The 19,905-nt window shown below is 62.1% G+C and carries 16 protein-coding genes; 9 read left to right on the top strand and 7 right to left on the bottom strand.

Annotated features, from left to right (window positions below; translation table 11 throughout):
• The first annotated feature begins 91 nt into the window (after positions 1–91).
• The 7 genes from AYM40_RS25725 (at position 92) to AYM40_RS25695 (ending at position 7,336) form a co-directional block, all read left to right on the top strand.
• Positions 92–412, top strand: a complete 321-nt coding sequence (locus tag AYM40_RS25725) for a hypothetical protein (RefSeq protein ID WP_063498993.1) — start codon at positions 92–94, stop codon at positions 410–412.
• Between the two features lie 860 nt (positions 413–1,272).
• Positions 1,273–2,364: a porin gene (locus tag AYM40_RS25720; RefSeq protein WP_082855301.1), complete on the top strand. Its 1,092-nt coding sequence runs from the start codon at positions 1,273–1,275 to the stop codon at positions 2,362–2,364.
• Positions 2,365–2,717: 353 nt separating this feature from the next.
• Positions 2,718–3,587: a branched-chain amino acid ABC transporter permease gene (locus tag AYM40_RS25715; RefSeq protein WP_063498992.1), complete on the top strand. Its 870-nt coding sequence runs from the start codon at positions 2,718–2,720 to the stop codon at positions 3,585–3,587.
• Between the two features lie 8 nt (positions 3,588–3,595).
• Complete coding sequence (locus AYM40_RS25710) at positions 3,596–4,606, top strand: branched-chain amino acid ABC transporter permease (protein WP_063498991.1); 1,011 nt, start codon at positions 3,596–3,598, stop codon at positions 4,604–4,606.
• Positions 4,599–5,363, top strand: a complete 765-nt coding sequence (locus AYM40_RS25705) for an ABC transporter ATP-binding protein (RefSeq protein ID WP_063498990.1) — start codon at positions 4,599–4,601, stop codon at positions 5,361–5,363. Before AYM40_RS25710 ends, AYM40_RS25705 begins: the two co-directional genes overlap by 8 nt.
• Positions 5,350–6,057 carry an ABC transporter ATP-binding protein gene (locus AYM40_RS25700; RefSeq protein ID WP_063498989.1) on the top strand — a complete coding sequence of 236 codons (708 nt, stop codon included), beginning with the start codon at positions 5,350–5,352 and terminating at the stop codon, positions 6,055–6,057. Before AYM40_RS25705 ends, AYM40_RS25700 begins: the two co-directional genes overlap by 14 nt.
• Positions 6,058–6,151: 94 nt before the next feature.
• Positions 6,152–7,336 carry an ABC transporter substrate-binding protein gene (locus AYM40_RS25695; protein WP_063498988.1) on the top strand — a complete coding sequence of 395 codons (1,185 nt, stop codon included), beginning with the start codon at positions 6,152–6,154 and terminating at the stop codon, positions 7,334–7,336.
• A gap of 200 nt (positions 7,337–7,536) precedes the next feature.
• On the opposite strand, the gene AYM40_RS25690 is transcribed toward AYM40_RS25695, so the two are convergent.
• From AYM40_RS25690 to AYM40_RS25670, 5 genes are all read right to left on the bottom strand, one after another.
• Positions 7,537–8,442, bottom strand: a complete 906-nt coding sequence (locus AYM40_RS25690; protein WP_063500702.1) for an SDR family oxidoreductase — start codon at positions 8,440–8,442, stop codon at positions 7,537–7,539.
• Positions 8,443–8,515: 73 nt separating this feature from the next.
• Entirely contained in the window at positions 8,516–10,072 is a 1,557-nt protein-coding gene (locus AYM40_RS25685; RefSeq protein ID WP_063498987.1) for a class I adenylate-forming enzyme family protein, read from the bottom strand.
• Positions 10,069–11,805 (bottom strand): long-chain fatty acid--CoA ligase, encoded by a 1,737-nt coding sequence (locus AYM40_RS25680; RefSeq protein ID WP_063498986.1) that lies wholly within the window; start codon positions 11,803–11,805, stop codon positions 10,069–10,071. Before AYM40_RS25680 ends, AYM40_RS25685 begins: the two co-directional genes overlap by 4 nt.
• A 148-nt stretch (positions 11,806–11,953) precedes the next feature.
• Positions 11,954–13,180: an acyl-CoA dehydrogenase family protein gene (locus tag AYM40_RS25675; RefSeq protein ID WP_063498985.1), complete on the bottom strand. Its 1,227-nt coding sequence runs from the start codon at positions 13,178–13,180 to the stop codon at positions 11,954–11,956.
• A gap of 240 nt (positions 13,181–13,420) precedes the next feature.
• A complete protein-coding gene (locus AYM40_RS25670; protein ID WP_063498984.1) occupies positions 13,421–14,194 on the bottom strand; it encodes an SDR family oxidoreductase in 774 nt (257 codons plus the stop codon).
• Positions 14,195–14,459: 265 nt separating this feature from the next.
• On the opposite strand from AYM40_RS25670, the gene AYM40_RS25665 reads away from it, so the two are divergent.
• Complete coding sequence (locus AYM40_RS25665) at positions 14,460–16,265, top strand: acyl-CoA dehydrogenase (protein WP_063498983.1); 1,806 nt, start codon at positions 14,460–14,462, stop codon at positions 16,263–16,265.
• Positions 16,266–16,615: 350 nt separating this feature from the next.
• Positions 16,616–16,984 (top strand): BON domain-containing protein, encoded by a 369-nt coding sequence (locus tag AYM40_RS25660; protein WP_063498982.1) that lies wholly within the window; start codon positions 16,616–16,618, stop codon positions 16,982–16,984.
• An 89-nt stretch (positions 16,985–17,073) separates the two neighbouring features.
• Here AYM40_RS25660 and AYM40_RS25655 read toward each other — a convergent pair whose 3' ends face one another.
• Both AYM40_RS25655 and AYM40_RS25650 read right to left on the bottom strand, forming a co-directional pair.
• Positions 17,074–18,222: a DUF1501 domain-containing protein gene (locus AYM40_RS25655; RefSeq protein WP_063500701.1), complete on the bottom strand. Its 1,149-nt coding sequence runs from the start codon at positions 18,220–18,222 to the stop codon at positions 17,074–17,076.
• Between the two features lie 5 nt (positions 18,223–18,227).
• The gene (locus tag AYM40_RS25650) at positions 18,228–19,838 is read right to left on the bottom strand and encodes a DUF1800 domain-containing protein (RefSeq protein ID WP_063498981.1); all 1,611 of its coding nucleotides are present in this window, start codon (positions 19,836–19,838) and stop codon (positions 18,228–18,230) included.
• Positions 19,839–19,905: the final 67 nt, after the last annotated feature.

Below are 19,905 nucleotides of genomic sequence, written 5' to 3'. Positions count from 1 at the left end.
CATCCCTCTTGCACCTGCATACCGTGGCACTGCCTAAACTGCGCACCATCTTCACTGTCATCGCCTGCAACCATCAGGCGAAACGAAAAACATGCGCAAGAACCTACTATCAGCGATTCTCGGCGGCGCGATACTAATGGCTTCCACACTCGCTTCCGCCCACGTCGACGTGGGCATCGGCATTGGCATTCCCGGGCCGGTTTTCGTGCCGGCCCAGCCGGCCTACATTGCGCCTCCGCCGGTCGTCTACGCGCCCCCGCCAGTCGTGGGATATGGCTACGGCTACGACGACGTCTGGCGCGCCCGTGAATGGCATGAGCGCCAGGAATGGCGTGAACGGCAGTGGCGCCACCATGAGCATGAGGAGCACGAGCGCGAATGGCACGAGCGCCATGGCTGGGAAGGGGATTGAGACAAGCGGCGTGGCGGCGAATCCCGCATTGCGTCCGTTGAATAGCGAAGTAAAGACCCCAACGGACGCGAGCGCAAGCGTGCTAAGCACAGGGTCACTAATAAAAAAGCGTAATCGATTCGGGCGCGGAAATCATAAAGCCCCTAAAACACTTCTTTAGCGAGAGCGCCAACGGTTTTCATCCCCATTCGGTTCTGCACGATTTTCTCTTAAGACCTGATTATGCGTGCCCTCATCAGGCACAGGATCGGCAGCCTTCGCACAAGATGTCGGGCTATGGCGACAGCTCGGGTTACGGCGCACCCGCGACAAGCTTTTCGCAATCTTCGACGATGCATTTCGCAGGCAAGAACTTGCGCCTATTCAATCATCGAATACGCGCGTTGAGTCAGCCCCTGGCGAGTTCTGTCATGCAGCACACCATCAGCCGGCCGGCTGACAATCGAAACCGGATTATTTCGCCAACTCCCTTGTATTACATAGCCTTACGGCGCAAATCAAGCACGCCCGCGACGCCAGGTGTTTTCCCTATTTTGGCCTGAATTGCAGTCCAAACGAGCGGTTTCCCCCGTTGACACAGAACGAACGGTCGTGCCAAATTGCGCCTACGTCCTGTGCGTAAGCACGAGATCGATGAGTTCATAGCTGCGCCGAGCCGCCCCAGCGATCAGGAGACAACCCAGCAGGCAACCGGACCCAAGGCGCTCACCAGCAGACCCATTATTTCGTATCCCTTAACAGATTTTGAAGGCCGCTTGTCACCCATTGAAAGCGCATCACGCAACAGATCGCCAGAACCTTGCAGCACCCGCATTACTTCGCCAATTCAATCGATTCCAATAAACAAGGAGACACGAAGCATGCCGGCAAGTCATCGCAGTCGAGTTGGAGCCATTCTTGGATTAGCAGGTGCTTGCGCACTCAGCGCCGCCCCGAGCGCCCATGCGCAAAGCAGCGTCACGTTGTACGGTGTCGTCGACGGATCCCTGCTTTACACCAACAAAACACTTAACCGGAAGACCGGCCAGAGCGCAGGCTACCAATACTCGTTCACCGACGGCGGGCTCGCGGGTTCGCGTTTCGGTATGCGTGGCGCCGAAGATCTCGGCGGCGGCATGCGCGCGATCTTCGATCTCGAAAGCGGTGTCAACATTGCGAACGGCGCATTCGGCAATTCGAACGGCGGCGAATTCGGCCGGCAGGCGTGGGTCGGCGTGGACAGCCGCTACGGCACGGTCAAGGCCGGCTTGCAGTTCTCCCCCTTCTTCGTCGCGGTGTACGACGTCGATCCGCGCGAGATGTCGTACTTCGGCAGCGGCCTCGTCACCTACCTCAATAATGTCTATGTAACCGGCATGTTCAACCCGAACGGCATTTCGTACATGTCGCCGGAAATCGCCGGCTTGCAAGCCAATGCGATGATGGCATTAGGCGGCGCAGCTGGGAATTTTCAGGCGGGCCGCCAGTATTCGGCGAGCCTGCGTTACCACCTCGGCTCGCTGGCCGTCGACGCCGCGCTCTATAGCGGCAACGCCGGTGGCAGCGCTGCATCGATCGCGATTCCGAGCGTGGTCGAATTCGACGGCCGTGCAATCGGCGCCAGCTACGTGTTCAACGACCTGACCGTGAAAGCTTCATACGTGCAGTACAAGGTGGCAGGTTCGTTCAACGATCGCGTCTATTCAGGCGGCGCCAGCTATCGCATCACACCGGCGCTGAACGTCGACGCGGGCGTGTGGGTCACGCGCGACGAGAATCACTCGTCGAACAATTCGATACTCGCGTCCACCGGGCTTGAGTATTCGCTGTCGAAGGCCACCTTGGTATATGGGCAAGCCGGCTTCGTGACCAACCACGGTGCAATGCACACCGGCCTGTCCGTCAACAACGCACTGAACGAAGCAACCGGCACCACGGCCGGCGTGAACGTCGGCATCCGGCATATGTTCTAAACGGAGCGCAACGCGAGGCACCGGCGTGCCGCGTGGGCGGTGCGCCGGATCAAGCGAGCGAGCGTGTCCTAAGTGACTTCCCTAATAATCTGCAATGCAGAACAATCTAATGGAAAACCTTATTGACGCAAAGCGAACGTTCGTGCCAAATTGCTCTCGCGTCGCCGCACATCACTTGTCGTAATTTGCGCCGGTGCGCCGATACGCCGGTGCGCGCGTGTTTTAAACCGTCGATTCCGGTCACCGGATTCGAGCAGCGGCTGTTATCCCGTCCGTAGTCAGGCGTGCGGCGATGCGTCCCCTGAAGCAAGGGAACGATTGCACTGCGCGCCTCCGTTGGAGGGTGTCAAAGCGTGGATATGTTTTTGCAGCAGTTTCTCAACGGCTTGACGCTGGGCGGCATCTACAGCCTCGTTGCGCTCGGACTCACGCTGGTCTACGGCATTCTCGCGGTGCCGAATTTCGCCCACGGCGCGTTCTATATGGTCGGCGCGTTCGTCTCGTTCTACCTGATGAGCCGGCTTGGCTGGAACTACTGGCTCGCCATGATCGGCTCCGGCCTCGCGGTCGCGGTGCTCGCGATCCTCGCCGAGCGGCTGGTGTTCCATCCGCTGCGCAAATCTTCCGAATTGCATCCCATGATCGCCGCGATCGGTCTTCTGCTGTTTCTCGAAGCCGGTGCGCAAGCAATCTGGGGCGCGGACTTTCATCGCATGGCCACGCCCTACGCCGGGATCATCGAACTGGGCGGCGTGACCGCGCCGTTGCAGCGCTTGCTGATCATCGGGGCCGCGTTCGCGTTGGTGGTGCTTCTGCAACTCTTCCTCAAATACACGGTGATCGGCTCGAGCGTCATCGCGATGGCGCAGGACCGGGACGGCGCCTCGCTGATGGGTATCGACGCCAACAAGGTGACGGTGCTGACCTTCGGCATCTCGGGCCTTCTCGCCGCCGTGGCGGCCACGCTGTACGCGCCGATCAACCTCGTCTATCCGGCAATGGGCCAACTGGTGATCGTGAAGGCCTTCGTGATCATCATTCTCGGCGGCATGGGCAGCGTGCCGGGCGCGATCGTGGGTGGCCTGATCATCGGCATGGCGGAGAGCTTCGGCGCGTTCTACATTTCGACCGACTACAAGGACATCATCGCCTTCGTACTGCTGGTGGTGATTCTGTCGGTTCGTCCTCAGGGGCTGTTCACCAGGGAACTGCGCACATCGTGAAATCAGTCATGAAATTATTCGAGGGCAAGCCGGGGTGGACGCTGCTGTTCGTGCTCGGTCTGGCGTTTCCGTTTCTGGCCACCAACGACTACATGCTCACCGTGATGTCCACTGCGTACGTCTTCGCGCTGGCCACCGTCGGGCTGAATCTGATCACCGGCTATACGGGGCAGTTCAATCTCGCACATGGCAGCTTCATGGCGGTGGGCGCGTACACGGTGGGTATTCTGACGGTCGACCATCAGGTGCCGTTCTGGCTCGCGTTCGTTGCCTCGGGCGTGGTTGTCGCGATACTGGGCGCGCTGGTCGGCCTCGTATCGCTGCGTCTGCGCGGCCATTACTTTACTATTTTCACGCTCTGCGTCGGCTACATCATGTTTCTCGTGATCGAGAAATGGGACAGCCTCACGCACGGGGTCTCGGACATCGTCGGCATCCCGGCGCCTGCGGGCTTCGGCATCGTGTCGTTTGAAAATCCGCGACCGCTCTACTACCTGGTGTTCGCATTTCTGGTGGTCGGTGTGTGGCTGATGCATCGCATCGTCAACTCGCTGCTCGGCCGGACCTTCATGGCGATCCGCAATAGCGACGGCCTCGCGCAGTCGCTCGGCATCAATCTGATGCGTAACAAGGTGCTGGCCTTCGTGCTGTCGGTTGTCTATGCGGGGTTCGCGGGTGGTCTCTATGCGGGTTCCGTGCGCTTTCTCGGACCGGATCTCGCCGGCGTCGAGCACACCTTCGACATGACCATGTACATGCTGGTGGGCGGCATCGGCACCCTCGCCGGCCCGCTGCTCGGCGCGCTCGCCGTACCATGGCTCACGCAGTATCTGCAGTTTCTGCAGGCGTACCGCTTCGTCGTGTTTGGCCCGATCCTGATTCTGCTGGTGATCTTTCTGCCAAACGGTATCGTCGGTTTGCATATGGCAAGAAAGAACCGGCGCGCGAAACTTGCAACGCCGAACAGCGGCATTATTGCGCGCCAGTCGCAGCCCACGCGCGGAGACCGTCATGCTTGAAATCGACTCGCTCAGCAAACACTTCGGCGGCCTCGTCGCGGTGGACGACGTGAGCACGCGTATCGAAGCCGGCAAGATCAACGCGATCATCGGGCCGAACGGCGCGGGTAAAACCACCTTCTTCAATCTGATCAGCGGCACCCATCTGCCGAGCTCTGGACGCATCCTCTTCAAAGGCCAGGATGTGACAAAGCTGGGCGCCGATCAGATGGCGCGCCTCGGTGTTGCACGCACCTTTCAATCCACCGCGCTGTTCGACCGGGCCAGCGTGCTCGACAACCTGATCGTCGGCCACCGGCTGCGCACGCGCTCGGGGCTGTGGGACGTGCTGACCCATTCCGCACGGCTCAAGCAGGAAGAACGCATTTGCCGCGAGAAGGCACGCGAGGCTCTGGATTTCGTCGGCTTGTCGGCGATGGCGGAACGGATGGCCGGCGACATTTCGCAGGAAGATCGCAAACGCGCGGCGGTGGCACTCGCACTTGCGACTGTTCCCAGCCTGATGCTGCTCGACGAGCCCGCGGGCGGCGTGAATCCCGAAGAGACCGAAGGTCTCGCCGAACTGATCCGCAAACTGGTGAAGCACGGGGTGACGGTGTGCCTTGTGGAGCACAAAATGAACATGATCATGAAGCTCGCCGACCGCATCATGGTGCTGAACTACGGCAAGAAAATCGCCGAGGGCACGCCTGCCGAGATTCGCGCGAACCCGGCCGTGATCGACGCCTATCTCGGGAGCGAGCATGCTGAAGTTTGAAAACGTCTCGCTCGATTACGGCAGCTTCCGTGCGCTGGACGGCATCGATCTCCACGCGGACGACGGCGAACTGGTGGTGCTGCTCGGCGCCAACGGCGCGGGCAAGAGTTCGATCTTCCTTGCTACGAGCGGCCTGCGGCGTGCCGCGAGCGGCAGCCTGCGGCTGGGCACGCGCGAGCTGCTCGGCATGACGCCCGCGCAGATTGTGCGCAGTGGCGTGATTCAATGTCCCGAGGGCCGCAAGCTGTTCCCGGGTATGTCGGTGCTGAAGAACCTCACGCTTGGCGCCTATGTGCATCGCGGCGACAAGGCCGGCAATCAGCGCAATCTCGACCAGGTGTTCGCGCTCTTCCCACTTCTCGCCGAACGCAAGGACCATCCGGCGGGCTCGCTGTCCGGTGGACAGCAGCAGATGGTGGCGATCGGCCGCGCAATGATGGCCCGGCCGAAGGTGCTGCTGCTCGACGAACCTTCGCTCGGTCTCGCACCGCTGGTGGTCAAGCAGGTGTTCGAGGTGATCCAGCAGATCAATCGCGCGGGCACGACGGTGCTGCTCGCCGAACAGAACGCGTTTGCGGCACTGAAAATCGCGCACCGTGCCTACGTGATCGAAAACGGCCGCATCGTGCTCGAAGGCGATCACGCGAGTCTGATGAACAACGAAGCGATCCGGCGCGCTTATGTCGGCGGCTAAGCGAAATTGAGGCACGGCCTGACGCGTGACCCTGAACAACCTGACGCATGACCATAAGCGTCGGCCCATTCGAACAATCCCAAAGGAGACATGTATGACGATCAAACGCTTGTGCGCACGGACTAGCCTGTGTGCGGCTGTCGCCACGACTGCACTGCTGGGCGCGGGCGCCGCGATGGCGCAACAGGTGGTGCATATCGGCTACTCCGGTCCATTGAGCGGCGGCGCGGCGAAGTACGGCCAGGAAGTGCTCGACGGCATGCAGATGGCGGCCGCCGACGTCAATCAGGCTGGCATCGAAGTGGCTGGCAAGAAGATCAAGCTCGAGATCGTGCCGCTCGACGACAAGTACAACCCCGCCGAAACCGCGATCAACGCGCGTCGTCTCGCGCAGGAACAGCAGGCCACCGTGGTGCTGGTGCCGCATTCGGGCGGCGGCTTCGCGGTGCAGACCAGTAACGAGCAGCAGAAATTGCTGCTGCTCTCGTACACCAGCGTGCCGCAGATCAGCGAGCGCGGCAACAAGCTCACGGTGCGCATTCCGCCCGCGTTCACGTCGTATCTGAACTCGTTCATCAAGTACGAAATGACGACGTACGGCAAGAAGGTTGCGCTCGCCGCCACCGATACCGACTACGGCAAGGTCTGGGTCGCCGCATTCAAACCAGCGTGGGAAGCGGCCGGCGGCACGATCGTCGCGGACAATTCGATGTCGTATAACCGCGCCACCGATTTCTACAGCGGCGTGAGCCGCGTGCTGGCAGCCAAGCCCGATGTGCTGTTCATTGGCGGGCCGTCCGAACCGACCGGCCTGATTGCGCAGCAGGCGCGCGAGCTGGGCTTCAAGGGCGGCTTTATCGTAATGGACCAGGCCAAGCTCGACGAAGTGGCCAAGGTCACCGGTGGCTATGCGCAGCTGAACGGCGCGATCGGGGTATTGCCGTTGGTCAACGATGAGACGCCGAACGCCAAAGCGTTTGTGGAACGATTCCGCAAGAGCCACGGCGGCCGGGAACCGAGCCAGGAGGTATCGCTGAACTACACCGCGGTCTACGCGACGGCACTCGCGATGAAGCTGGCCGGCAGCGTCAGCGACGCGACCGCGATCCGCAATCAGTTCGACAAGGCCGTGAAGGCGCTGCCGCCGCAGGCCAATCCGCAAAGTGTGACCGGCATCGACGATCACGGTGGCTTCGTGATCGGCAATCCGCTGGCGGCGGTGGTTCAGGGTGGACAGTTGAAGTCGGCGGAGTTGAGTTCGCTGACAGCAGCGAAGTAACGATGTGATAGAGACGTAAAAAGGCGCCATGGTTTCCATGGCGCTTCGCGCATTCCAACTCGGCTGGCTACGCCAACTCACGTTTTTCTCTTCAACGCATTCGATAATGTGCTCGCGTCTCTCCGGCCGCCCGGCAAACGAACCGGCCGGATTGTGCGATTCGCACTCTACCCCCACTCTACCCCCACTCTACCCCCACTCTACCCCTTTAACGCCTCAATAATCTGCACACGCACTTCAGGCCGCTCGGCAAACGGATCGGTCGGATTTCGCGGCATGACGATGTCCTCAGCGCGCGTTTTCACGGCGCCAAGCACGTGCGGATGCGAAAAGATATAGAACTGCTCTTCGCGGATCGCATCGAACACCCTCCCCGCAATCTCTTGCGCACTCACCTTCCCCGAACTCACCGCCTTTTCGCTCAGCGCTCGCGACACACGTTGCGACAAGGTCGGCGGTGCATCGTTGGTCAGTTCGGACGGCCGGTTGCGATATGCCTTCGCAATCCCGGTCGGCACGAAGTACGGGCATAGCACTGAGCACGCCACCTGCTGCGTGACCAGCGAAAGATCCTGATACAGCGATTCAGTCAGCGACACTACCGCATGTTTCGACACGTTGTACGGACCCATCATGGGCGGATTGAGCATGCCCGCCATCGAAGCCGTGTTGACGATGTGCCCGCGATATCCCGCATCGCGTTTGGCGGCGTCGAGCATCAGCGGTGTGAAAACCCGCACGCCGTGAATCACGCCCCACAGGTTGACGCCGAGCAGCCATTGCCAGTCGCGCTCGGTGCTCTCCCACACGAGGCCACCGCTGCCACCCACGCCCGCATTGTTGAACACCAGATGCACGCCGCCGTAGGCGTCGAGTGTGGCGCGCGCCAGTGCGTCGATTTCCTCGCCCTTCGCGACATCGACGCGGCGCGCGATTCCTTGCGCGCCGGCGGCGCTCACCTCGGCGAACGTTTCGTCGAGTGCGTCCTGTTGCACGTCGGCAAGTACGAGGCGCATGCCCAGCTTCGCGCCGAGCCGTGCGAACTCGCGGCCGAATCCGGAGCCGGCGCCGGTGATCACCGCGACCTTTCCTTCAAAATTGTCCATGCCTTGTCCCATTGCCAGTTGGTGTATTCAGTCAGGCGTCGTAGCGCGTTGTTACGCCGCGCTGTTCACCGCATTAGCGCGCGGCGGGATAGTACTGCTCGCGCAACTCCCGCTTCAGCACCTTGCCGATCGGACTGCGCGGCAAAGTATCGATGAAAGTCAGCGCGGCGAGCCGCTGCATTTTTCCCAGCCGCGCATTGACCCACGCCAGCAGCGTGTCAACCTCGATCGATGCATTGGCCTGGCGCACCACGAACGCAACCGGTGTCTCGCCCCATTGCTCCGACTGCGCACCCACCACGGCCACATCCGCGACGTCCGGGTGCGAACGCAATTCAGCCTCCAGGTCGCTCGGATAGACGTTGAAGCCGCCCGAAATGATCATGTCCTTCTTGCGATCGAGCAGCGTCAAAAACCCGTCGGAATCGAAGCGCCCCATATCGCCCGTGCGGATGAAGCGCTTGCCGCTCGGGTCGTACCACTCCGCCTCGGCGGTTTTGTCCGGCTGACGGTAGTAGCCGGTCATCATCGCGGGCGAATGGCCGACGATTTCGCCCACCTCGCCCGCTGCCACCTCGTTGCCGAGTTCGTCGATCAGACGGATATCGTGGCCTTCGACCGGTTTGCCGACCGTATGCAGCTTGGTGGGAAATTCGTCGGCCTCCAGCTGGCACGAGCCGCCGCCTTCGGTCATGCCGTAGTACTCGGTGAGCTTGCCCGGCCAGCGGCGCACCACGTCCGCCTTCACGCTCGCCGCGAACGGCGCGCTCGTGCAGAACTTGGCCTGGAAGCTGGAGAGGTCATAACGGTCGAAGTCCGGATGCGCCATCAGGCGCTGATACTGGACCGGCACCAGCATCGTGTGCGTGACGCGGTACTGTTGTGCCAGATCGAGATAGCGTGCGGCGTCGAATTTCGGCATCAACACGACCGTGCCGCCGAATGTCAGCGCCGGCATGAAACTCACGAGCGTCGTGTTCGAATACAACGGTGTGGAGATCAGCGTCGCGGCGTCAGGGCCATAACCGCGCTGAATGCTGCGCACCGCATAGGCCCAGCGCATGCCGTGCGACTGCACGATGCCTTTGGGCGTACCCGTGGTGCCAGACGAATATATGATGTTGAACGGCCACGCCGGATCGATCGTCACAGCTTCAGGCGTTGCGCCCTCGGGCGCGAGCCACGCTTCCAGCGCAGTGCTGCCCGAGTGCGCATCGAGCGCGACGGGAATTGCGCTGATCTCCGCGGCCACCGGTTCGAGCAGACGCTTGACGTCGGCGTCGAGAAACAGCAGCCGTGCGCTCGAGTTGCCGATCATGCCGACGAGACTCGCCGCGCTCGACGACGGCGCGAGCGGCGCCACCACCGCCCCCGCCCGCAGGGCGCCGAGAAACGCCACGGCGTATTCCACCGAGGCGGCCGCGCACAACGCAATCGCATCGCAAGGCCTGATGCCGTCGCGCTGCAATGCAGCGGCAAAGCGATCGACTCGTGCATTCAGCGCGGCGTAAGTCACGACCTCGCCGTCGCAGATCAACGCCGCGTGCTCAGCGCGCTCTTTAGCGAAACGATGGAGCATGTCGGTGATGCAGACGAACGGTTCGTCCAGTAAAGCTTCGAGCCATGTCATGACGAGGCGCCTCCTGTGCTGTCATTGTTGCCGTTGCTGCCGTTGCCCTCGATGGTTGCGGCCGTGCGTGCCGCATCCTCTTCCTGCAACTTGCGCCACAGAATCTTGCCGCTGCCCGACTTCGGCAGCGATGTCACGAACTCGACAATGCGCGGGGCCTTGTAAGACGCCATCTGTGCGTGCGACCAGTCGATGATTTCCTGCTCGCTGATCGTGCCGGCTTGCGCCGCAGCGGGCACCACCAGCGCCTTGACGGTTTCGCCGCGCTTCGCGTCCTTCACGCCGATCACGCACACCTCGTAAATCGCGGGATGCCGGTACATGAGCGCCTCGACTTCCGCGGGCCAGACCTTGTAGCCTGAGGCATTGATCATGCGCTTGAGGCGGTCCGTCATGAAAAAATACCCGTCCTCGTCGATATGACCGAGGTCGCCGGTACGCAGAAAGCGCTTGCCGTCGAGTTCGATAAACGCTTCTTCGGTCGCCTTGGGATTGCGCCAGTAGCCTTGCATCACCTGGGGCGCGTTCACGATGATCTCGCCGGTTTCGCCTTGCGGGAGTTCCTGCAGCGTGACCGGATCGATCACGCGCGAGTCCACGTCGAACACCGGAATGCCGAGACATTGCGGTTTCGGCCGATGCGGCGGATTGATGTGCGTGCCGGCAATCGTCTCGGACATGCCGTAGCCTTCGACGTAATCGAGCCCTGTCAGCGATTTGAGCTTTCTGGCAATGGCGTCCGGCATTGCCGCGCCACCGCCGCGCGCGCCTGACAGGCTCGACAGATCATAGTCGCCGAGCTTCGGGTTCGACAGAAAGTCGACCATCATCGCCGTGATCGACTGCCAAGCGGTGACGCGATATTTCTGCATGCATAGCGCCGCCGCTTCTCGATCCCAGCGCGGCAACACGACAATCGTTGCACCGGAATAGATCGCACTGTTCATGCCGCCTTGCATGCCGGTCACGTGAAAGAACGGCAACACCGATAGAAACACACCATCCGACGGCGCCGAGAACCAGGCGCAGCCGCCGAGCAGCGTGCTCATCACGCTGCGGTGTGTGTGCATGCAGCCCTTCGGCTTGCCGGTGGTGCCTGACGTGTAGGGCATGACGCACAGATCGTCCGGACCGGTGGTGAGCGGACCTGGCGCGACATGCCGTTCGAGTACTTCGCGCCAGGGCGTGACGCCGGGAATATTGAAGGTCTTGCGCGGCGCCGCCACGAATTCGGGCACGGGAATCGGCGATGGCCGCTTCAGGTAATCGCTATACGTCGCGACGATTACGTGCGCGATACCCTGCCCCGGCGCGTTGCCGATCAGCGGCTCGACGTTCGCGAACAGGCATTGCGGCGCGATGATCGTGGTCGCCCCGCTGTCCTCGACGTAATGCGCCAGTTCACCGCTCATGTTCATCGGATTGACCGGCACCACCACAGCATTCGCACGCAGGATCCCGTAGTAAGCGATGATCCATTGCGGGCTGTTCTGCATGTAAAGCAGCACGCGGTCGCCCGCCTTGACGTGGCATTCCTGCTGAAGAAATCCCGCGATGCGCTCGGCTTCGTCTTTGAACTCGGCGAACGTCACCGGTGTGTCGTAGAAGACGATGAACGGCTTCTCGGGAAAGCGCGCCGCCGACACTTCGGCGTTATAGAAAATGTTGGTTTCGGGCAGCGTCAGGTGCTTTGGCACTTGCGGCGGCCAATTCGGGTGATGGCGTTCATTCATCGGCGTCTCCTGCCTTACTTTCTGTGCGCGTTTCACACGGGTGGTGCACGCTTCGTTTGCGTCCGCCGCGTGACGGACGCGGCTGGCTATTGACCCAACGGACCCAACGGACCCAAGGGAACCAAGGGAATCACGGGAGTCAGGTCGTTCACGAGCGCCCGAGGTAGCGCCCAAGCTCCATCTTCGCGATAGCGTTACGGTGCACTTCGTCGGGCCCATCCGCAAAACGCAGCGTGCGCGAACTCGCATACGCGCGGGCGAGGCCGAAGTCGTCGCTGACCGCGCCACCGCCATGCACCTGCATGGCCCAGTCGATCACCTGGCACGCCATGCTGGGTGCGGCCACCTTGATCATGGCGATCTCCTGACGCGCGTCTTTATTGCCGACCGTATCCATTTTGTGCGCTGCGTTCAGCACCAGAAAACGTGTCTGGTCGATCATGATGCGTGCATTCGCGATCCGTTCACGCGTGACGCCCTGATCGGCGATTGGCCGGCCAAACGCTACGCGCTCCAGCGAGCGCCGGCACATCGCCTCAAGCGCGCGCTCGGCGCGTCCGATCAAACGCATGCAGTGATGGATGCGACCCGGTCCGAGCCGACCTTGCGCGATCTCGAAACCGCGGCCCTCGCCGAGCAGCATGTTGCTGGCCGGCACCCGTACGTTTTCAAACAGGATTTCGGCATGTCCGTGCGGGGCGTCGTCGTAACCGAATACCGGCAGATGACGCAGCACTTTCACACCCGGCGTATCCGTTGGCACGAGAATCATCGACTGCTGCTGATGCCGGTTCGTGTGATCCGGACTAGACTTGCCCATGAAGATGAGGATCTTGCAGCGCGGATCGTTCGCGCCCGAGGTCCACCATTTGCGGCCGTTCAGGATGTAGTCGTCGCCGTCGCGTTCAATGCGCGCTTCGATATTGGTTGCGTCCGACGAGGCCACTTCCGGCTCCGTCATTGCAAAGGCCGAGCGGATCGTGCCGTCAAGCAGCGGCAGCAGCCATTGCTGTTGCTGCTCGGGCGTGGCGTAACGCACCAGCGTCTCCATGTTGCCGGTGTCCGGCGCCGAGCAGTTGAACGGCTCCGCGCCGATATGCGAGCGCCCCATGATTTCGCACAGCGGCGCGTATTCGAGGTTGGTGAGCCCCGCACCGTATTTCGACTCGGGCAGGAACAGGTTCCACAAGCCCACGGCCTTCGCTTTCTGTTTCAATTCCTCGATCACCGGCGCGGGTTGCCACCGGTTGCCGGATTCACGCGCGGCGTCCATCTGCGCTTCGAAAACCGCCTCGGCCGGATACACGTACTCGTCCATGAAAGCGTTCAGGCGCTGCTGCAAACTTTTGACCTTGTCCGAATGCTGAAAATCCATGCGGCGTCTCCTTTGTCGATCGGAGTTGGCGCTTTAGCGCCTACTCTGGTCCCATGCAAAGCTCTGTCGATCGGAGTTGGCGTGTCGGCAGGAGTTGGCGCTTTAGCGCTTACTCCTGCCCCATAGCGCCTACTCCGATCCCATGCAAAGCCCCGACTCCGATCCCATGCAAGATAATTGCCATTGCGTACGTGAGCGCAGCGCGCCGCGCCCCTCGCGCTGCGCCTCCAAACCGCTCAGTCAGACGATGATCGCGCCGCCGTCCACCGCGAAATACTGGCCTGTGATGTGCCGCGACGCTTCACTTGCGAGGAACACGACCGGGCCTTTGAGGTCCTCGTCGCCGCCAAGACGCTGCAAAGGCGTGTGCGAGACGATGGCGCTTTCGAGTTTGTCGAGCAAGCCTGCCGACATCTTCGAGGGGAAAAAACCCGGGCAGATCGCATTGACGTTGATGTTGTACTTGCCCCATTCCGCCGCGAGCGCCCGCGTGAAGTTGATCGCCGCGGCCTTGGACGTGTTGTACGCAATCGTGTTCATGCCGGGCGGCGAACCCTTCAGACCCGCCACCGAAGCGATGTTGACGATCTTGCCGGCACGGCGCGGGATCATGCTGCGTTTGCCGACTTCGCGAGCGACGAAAAACGGTGCATGGACATTCAGGTTCATCACCTTGTGCCACGCTTCGTCGGGATAGTCCTCGGCCGGTGCGCCCCACGTCGCGCCCGCGTTGTTCACGAGAATGTCGACGCGGCCATGCACGTCGAGCACTTCATCCACGAGACCGGGAATGCCCTCGAAGCGCTGCAGATCGTTGACCACCGTCTGCACCTCGATACCCCGGCCTTGCAGATGCGTTTTCGCCTCGGCGAGTTCGTCGGCCTTGCGCGCGGTGATCGCCACGCGGCAGCCCATTTCCCCTAACGCCTCGGCCATTTGCAGGCCTAGCCCGCGAGAGCCTCCGGTGATCAGTGCAACCTTGCCGTCCAGTTGAAACAGGTCTTTCACAGACATTACACCGCTCCTCCAAATTGTTCTGCAATGCAGATTTAAATTCCAGATTTTCTGACCATCATACGTGCCGAAATTCGCCGTGTAAATAAAAGCACGCTCATTCACTTTTGCTTTAAACTAACACGCATCGTCGATAGGCGGGTCATTGGGGCTTACCCGAATGCCGCACTTTTCAATCAAGCCGCGTCTATGCGATTTCGTGGATTTCCCCGCTTGTCGCATAGTTGTTCTGCATAGCGGCTCACCTTTAGACAGGTCTTCTCCCATGCAAGATGCGCTGATCATCAACTCGCGTGATCTGGAGTTCCAGCTGTTCGAAGTGCTCGAGGCCGAGACGCTCACGCAGCGCGCGCGCCACGCCGACCACAGCCGCGAGACCTTCACCGCGGCACTCGAAACGGCTCATGCGGTCGCTGTCGAAAAATTCGCGACGCACAACCGCCTCTCGGACGAACACGAACCGCAATTCGACGGTCAACGCGTGACGATGCCCGCCGAGGTCAAGGGCGCGCTCGACGCGTTCCGTTCCGCCGGCTTCCTCGCCGCGGGCAAAGACTACGAAATGGGCGGCATGCAGTTGCCCTCGGTGATTTCCTTTGCGTGCCTGTCGCTGTTCAAGAGCGCCAACATTGCCACCTCGTCTTACGCGATGCTGACCACGGCGAACGCGAACGTAATCGAACGTTTCGGCAGCGCCGCGCAGAAGCGAAAGTATTCGCAGGCCTTATTCGAAGGCCGCGCATTCGGCACAATGGCGCTCACCGAGCCGCAGGCGGGCTCGAGCCTCTCGGATCTCGTCACCAGTGCGACGCCCAACGAAGACGGCACCTATTCGATCCGCGGCAACAAGATTTTTATTTCGGGCGGCGACCACGAACTGAGCGAGAACATCGTTCACCTGGTGCTGGCACGCATTCCCGGCGGGGCGCCGGGCGTCAAAGGCATCTCGCTCTTCACGGTGCCGAAATTCCACGTCAACGACGACGGCAGCCTCGGCGCACGCAACGACGTCGCGCTCGCGGGATTGATTCACAAGATGGGCTGGCGTGGCACCACGTCAACGATGCTGTCGTTCGGCGAACGCGGCGAATGCATCGGCGAGCTGGTGGGCGAACCGCATCACGGTCTCGCCTACATGTTCCATATGATGAACGAGGCGCGCATCGGCGTCGGCCTCGGTGCGGTCATGCTCGGCTATCGCGGTTATCTGGCGTCGCTCGATTACGCACGCGAAAGGCCGCAAGGGCGGCGCCCGGATAACAAGAACCCGCTCGATCCGCAATTGCCGCTGATCGAACATGCCGACGTGCGCCGCATGCTGCTCGCACAAAAGGCCTATGTGGAAGGCGCCTACGCGTTGTGCCTGTACGCGGCGCGCCTCGTCGACGAACAGAACACCGGCGAGAGCGACACCGCACGCGCCGAAGCGGGCCTGCTGCTCGATCTGCTGACGCCCGTGGTGAAGTCGTGGCCGTCGCAGTGGTGCCTCGAAGCGAATAGTCTGGCGATCCAGATTCACGGCGGTTACGGCTATACGCGCGAATATCCGGTCGAGCAGTTCTACCGCGACAATCGCCTGAACATGATTCACGAAGGCACGCACGGTATCCAGGCGCTGGATTTGCTCGGCCGCAAAGTCGTGATGAAACAAGGCGCCGCGCTCAAGCTGTTGGGGCGTGAAATTCAGCACAGCATTGAATCGGCCCGAGTTCGTCCGGCGCTGCAAGTGCATGCCGATTCGCTCAGCAAGGCATGGAGCGAATTGACCGGCACGGTCGAAGCGTTATTGCCCACACTGGCTAGCGAAAGCGAACGCGCGCTCGCCAACGCGAATGCTTTTCTCGAAGCGTTCGGCCATATCGTGATTGCGTGGACATGGTTGCGGCAAGCAATCGTTGCGAGCGCTGCGCTACCGGAGGCGAAAAGCGAAGCCGACTGTGACTTCTATCGCGGCAAGCTGCACGCGTGTCAGTGGTTCTTCCGTTGGGAATTGCCGCGCGTCTCGCTGATGCTTTCGACACTGCGCGGCCTCGACGATACGACGCTCTCGATGGCGCCTCAATGGTTCTGAACGCCACTGCTCGCTCGATGCCGTAATGCCTGAATGCGAAAGCGCGCTTTCCAGCTGGGTCACCACGTCGATCAGGCGTGGCCGCGCTTCTTCGAGCAGGAATTCCTCCGAGAACTTGAATGAGGGCCGCCGACATTGACCGCCATGCTCGGCGAATGGAGCGACGTGCGGCCAGGTCAGTTTTTTCAACACTCACGCGTTTGCTGGAGTATTGTTTAAGCGCGCTGGGAGCTTCACGACCTCACTCTTCTACAAGACCGAGGGCTCCATGCGGGCGGCAAAGTGTTCGCAGGCGCGTGGTTTTTTGCATGCAACGATGCGGAATCAACTTTTCGAGGAATGGAGAAAACGTGAAAACAATCAATCTATTGAAGGCGCTCGGCATCGCATTGTGTGTGGCGACTGCGTCCAGTGCCTATGCCCAGTCGAGCGATGCGATGGCGTCGGGCAGCATGGAGGCGCCGTCTACCAATCCTAAAGTCGTCAAGAAGATGGACCGCAAGTTGGGTCTGGACGTGCGCAAGGCTTTGGCGAGAGCGCAGGGTTTCGATGTGTCGAACGTGTTTGTCCGGGCGCGCGGCGGCGCGGTGACGTTGACTGGAACGGTGCCCGATGGCGCGCAGATCCCGCAAGCTGAGGAAATAGCCAAGGGCGTTGCAGGCGTGAAATCGGTGAACAACAAGCTGACGCTCGGCACGCAGGGCGGCGGAGGGGGTTGATCGCGCTTGACGATTGATCAATGACGACAGGTTGCGATAGGTAGCGCCGCAAGAGCCAATCTGCGGCGGCGCCTGTCGTCCCGATCTTGTTACGCGCGCACGAGCCCCGTTATCGGGCGCATGCCCGCGGTCTGGCCGAACAGCGTGGCGGCCGTACGCTGCGGATCGAGTCCCAGGCTTTCGCTGGCGGCGCCGGCAATCAGCGCATCCAGCGACAGGGTCGGCTTGAGATCGCGCGCTTCGTAAAGGTCGCCCGGTTTCAGGCCGGGCCAGTCGGCGAGTACGCGTCCGCCCACTACTGATCCGCCCAGCACCATCGCCACCGAGCCGGTGCCATGATCGGTGCCCCCCGTGCCATTGGCGGCGGCGGTTCTGCCAAACTCGGTTGCCACCACCACGGTGGTCTTGTTCCACAATGGGCCCATGCCGTCGCGCAATGCCGCGAGCATCGTGTCGAGCGCTTTTAACTGATTGGCAAGACGCGCGTTCTGCGCCGTATGCGTGTCCCAGCCACTGGTTTCGATCATCGCGATACGCGGACCGTCGTCTCGTGACAGAAAACCGGCGGCGAGCTTGCCGAGGCTCGCGGGGTCCTGGCGCGCACCGGCGTCGCCCGCGAGCCCGCGCGCGGTCATGGCCGACTCCCATAGCGGCCGCAATTGCACATCCTGGTCGTACAGTTGCGCGACCCGCATCAGCAGATCGTCTGGCGCCTGCGGCAAGCCCGAGGGTGCGTACGACGCCACCGCCGCCTTGCCGCGCAGCGCCATGGGCACGGTCGGCGCGAAGGCGATCGCGTTCTCGCGGGTGGTGGGCATCGAGGCGACGAGCCGGTTCAGCCAGCCGTCCTTCATCTGATAGGGCGACGTGCCGCCGGTCTCCAGCACGTTCTGCCCGTCGAAGTGCGAGCGGTCGCGATACGGCGACGCCACCGCGTGGACGAACAGCGCCTGATGATTCGCATACATCGCGGCGGTCTGCACAAGCGAGGGATGCAGCGCGAAAGTGCCGTCGAGCCTGGTCGCGCTGGAGGCATCGATCGCAAGCGCACCGCGCAGTGTCGCGTAGGCGGGCTCGGCGTATGGCACGACGATGTTCAGGCCGTCGGCCGCGCCGCGCTGGATCACGAACACGAAACGGCGATCGGTTGCGACGCTTGCAAAAGCGATCTGCGGCGACACGAGAATCGCGCCCGCGCCTGCGGCGGCAATGCTCAAAAACTTGCGGCGTGAAAGCATGGCATTCATCTCCGTTGAAAATCCGGCGAGACCAGCAGCAGCGCAATCGCCGTCGACGCGCTTTCGGCACGCGACACAGCCGTGGCGGTCGGCGCGCTGAGCGACCCGGCCAGCAGGGTCTGGCCGAGCGAGCGAGCGTCGAGCCGGTCACCGACACGCGACGCGAAGCGCTGCGCCACTTCGACCCGGCGCACAAGCGCATCGGGCGCCGCCCAGCTCGCGGCAATGTCGTCGTAACCGGCGGGCGAACCTGGGCGCCATACGGGCTGGCCGAGTTGCGTCAGGATGGGCGCGGCCTGCAGGTTGCCGATGTCCTGCCAGCCGAGCCCGCGCATCGAAGAAATGGTCCATTCCCACGGCGTCTTGAACTTCACGGCGACCGGCGACCACGCCTGTGGCATGTCGATCAGCGTCCGGTACACGGTCGGCAGATCGCCGCCGCTGCGCTCGAACGCGTTCGCCAACCGCTCGCTCACTTCAGGCGGCGGATTGTCCGCGACGAAGTGACGGGCGAGCTTGCCGCCGATGTGCTGCGCCGTTGCCGGTGAGTTCGCGAGGTCGTGCAGGATCGCCAGCGCCTGTTCTTCTCCCGGCTGGTCGTAGCGGCGGCCCATGATGGTTCGCGAGCCCGGCTCGTGCAGTGCGACGCGAAACACGAAAGTGCCAGGGGCGGCGTTGGGCTGCATACCCGGCCGGGCCGCATTACCCGGATTGCGCGGATTGCCAGGATTGCCGGCGAGACTCCAGCCGGTCAGCGCGCGGGCGAATTCGGTGACGTCGTCCTGGCTGTAGCCGCTGCGCACGCCAAGCGTGTGCAGCTCCATGATTTCGCGCGCCAGATTCTCATTCAGCCCGCGTTTGACGTTCGGATTGCGCTCCGCTGCGCGCATGGCCGCCACGCTGTCCGGTCCGACCGAGCGCGTCTGATCGAGAAACAACTGCATGGCCGGATGACGTTCGACCGCGACCAGCATGTCTTCGAAACGCCCGAGCACGTGCGGGCGGATCGCTTCCGCTTCGAATGAGCCGGCCAGTGCCGCAACGCCGGGCTTTTCCGTGGATACCGCGAAGTGGTTCGCCCAGAAATGGACCAGCCGTTCGATGAAAGGCGTCTGCGTGGTCAGCGCGCTTGTGACACGCGCGTTCACCGCGGAACGGTACATGTCGAGAATTTCTCCGCGCAACGCTTTTCGTTCGGCTTGCTTAGCGGTTTGGGCGGTGGTTTCGGTTGCACCTTGTCCGGTGGTTTGCGTGTTGGCTTGTCCGGTGGTTTGCGCGTTAGCTTGTTCGGTGGTTCGCGCGCTGGCTTGTCCCGTGGTTTGCGTGCTTGCCTGCGCATTCGCCCGATTGGCGATCGCGCCTTCGCTGACGTTCTGCTGATTCTGCTGACTTTGCCGGTTCAGCTGGTTCAGTTGCATGCGCTGCTGTACCAGCTCGGTGGACAGCGCCACCGAATCGGGCTGGCTCGCCCATGCGGCAGGCCGCGGCTGATACTGCTCGAACTGTGCGAGCAGCCAGCCCTTCGGGTCGGCGGGCGGCGTGTCGTCGGCACGCGCGCCAAGACCGAAGCGGTTCAGCGCAATTGCCGCGGCATTCATGTTCGGTGAGATAGCCATACCGTCCTCTTCGGCGTTGGATATTTCTTAAACGGCCGCCACGATCAAATCCGTCGCGTCCGCGCAG

The sequence above is a fragment of the Paraburkholderia phytofirmans OLGA172 genome (assembly GCF_001634365.1).
In the GTDB taxonomy this organism is placed as follows: Bacteria; Pseudomonadota; Gammaproteobacteria; order Burkholderiales; family Burkholderiaceae; genus Paraburkholderia.
Note: the sequence above shows the minus strand (reverse complement) of the source record. Positions and strands in the feature narration are given on the sequence as shown.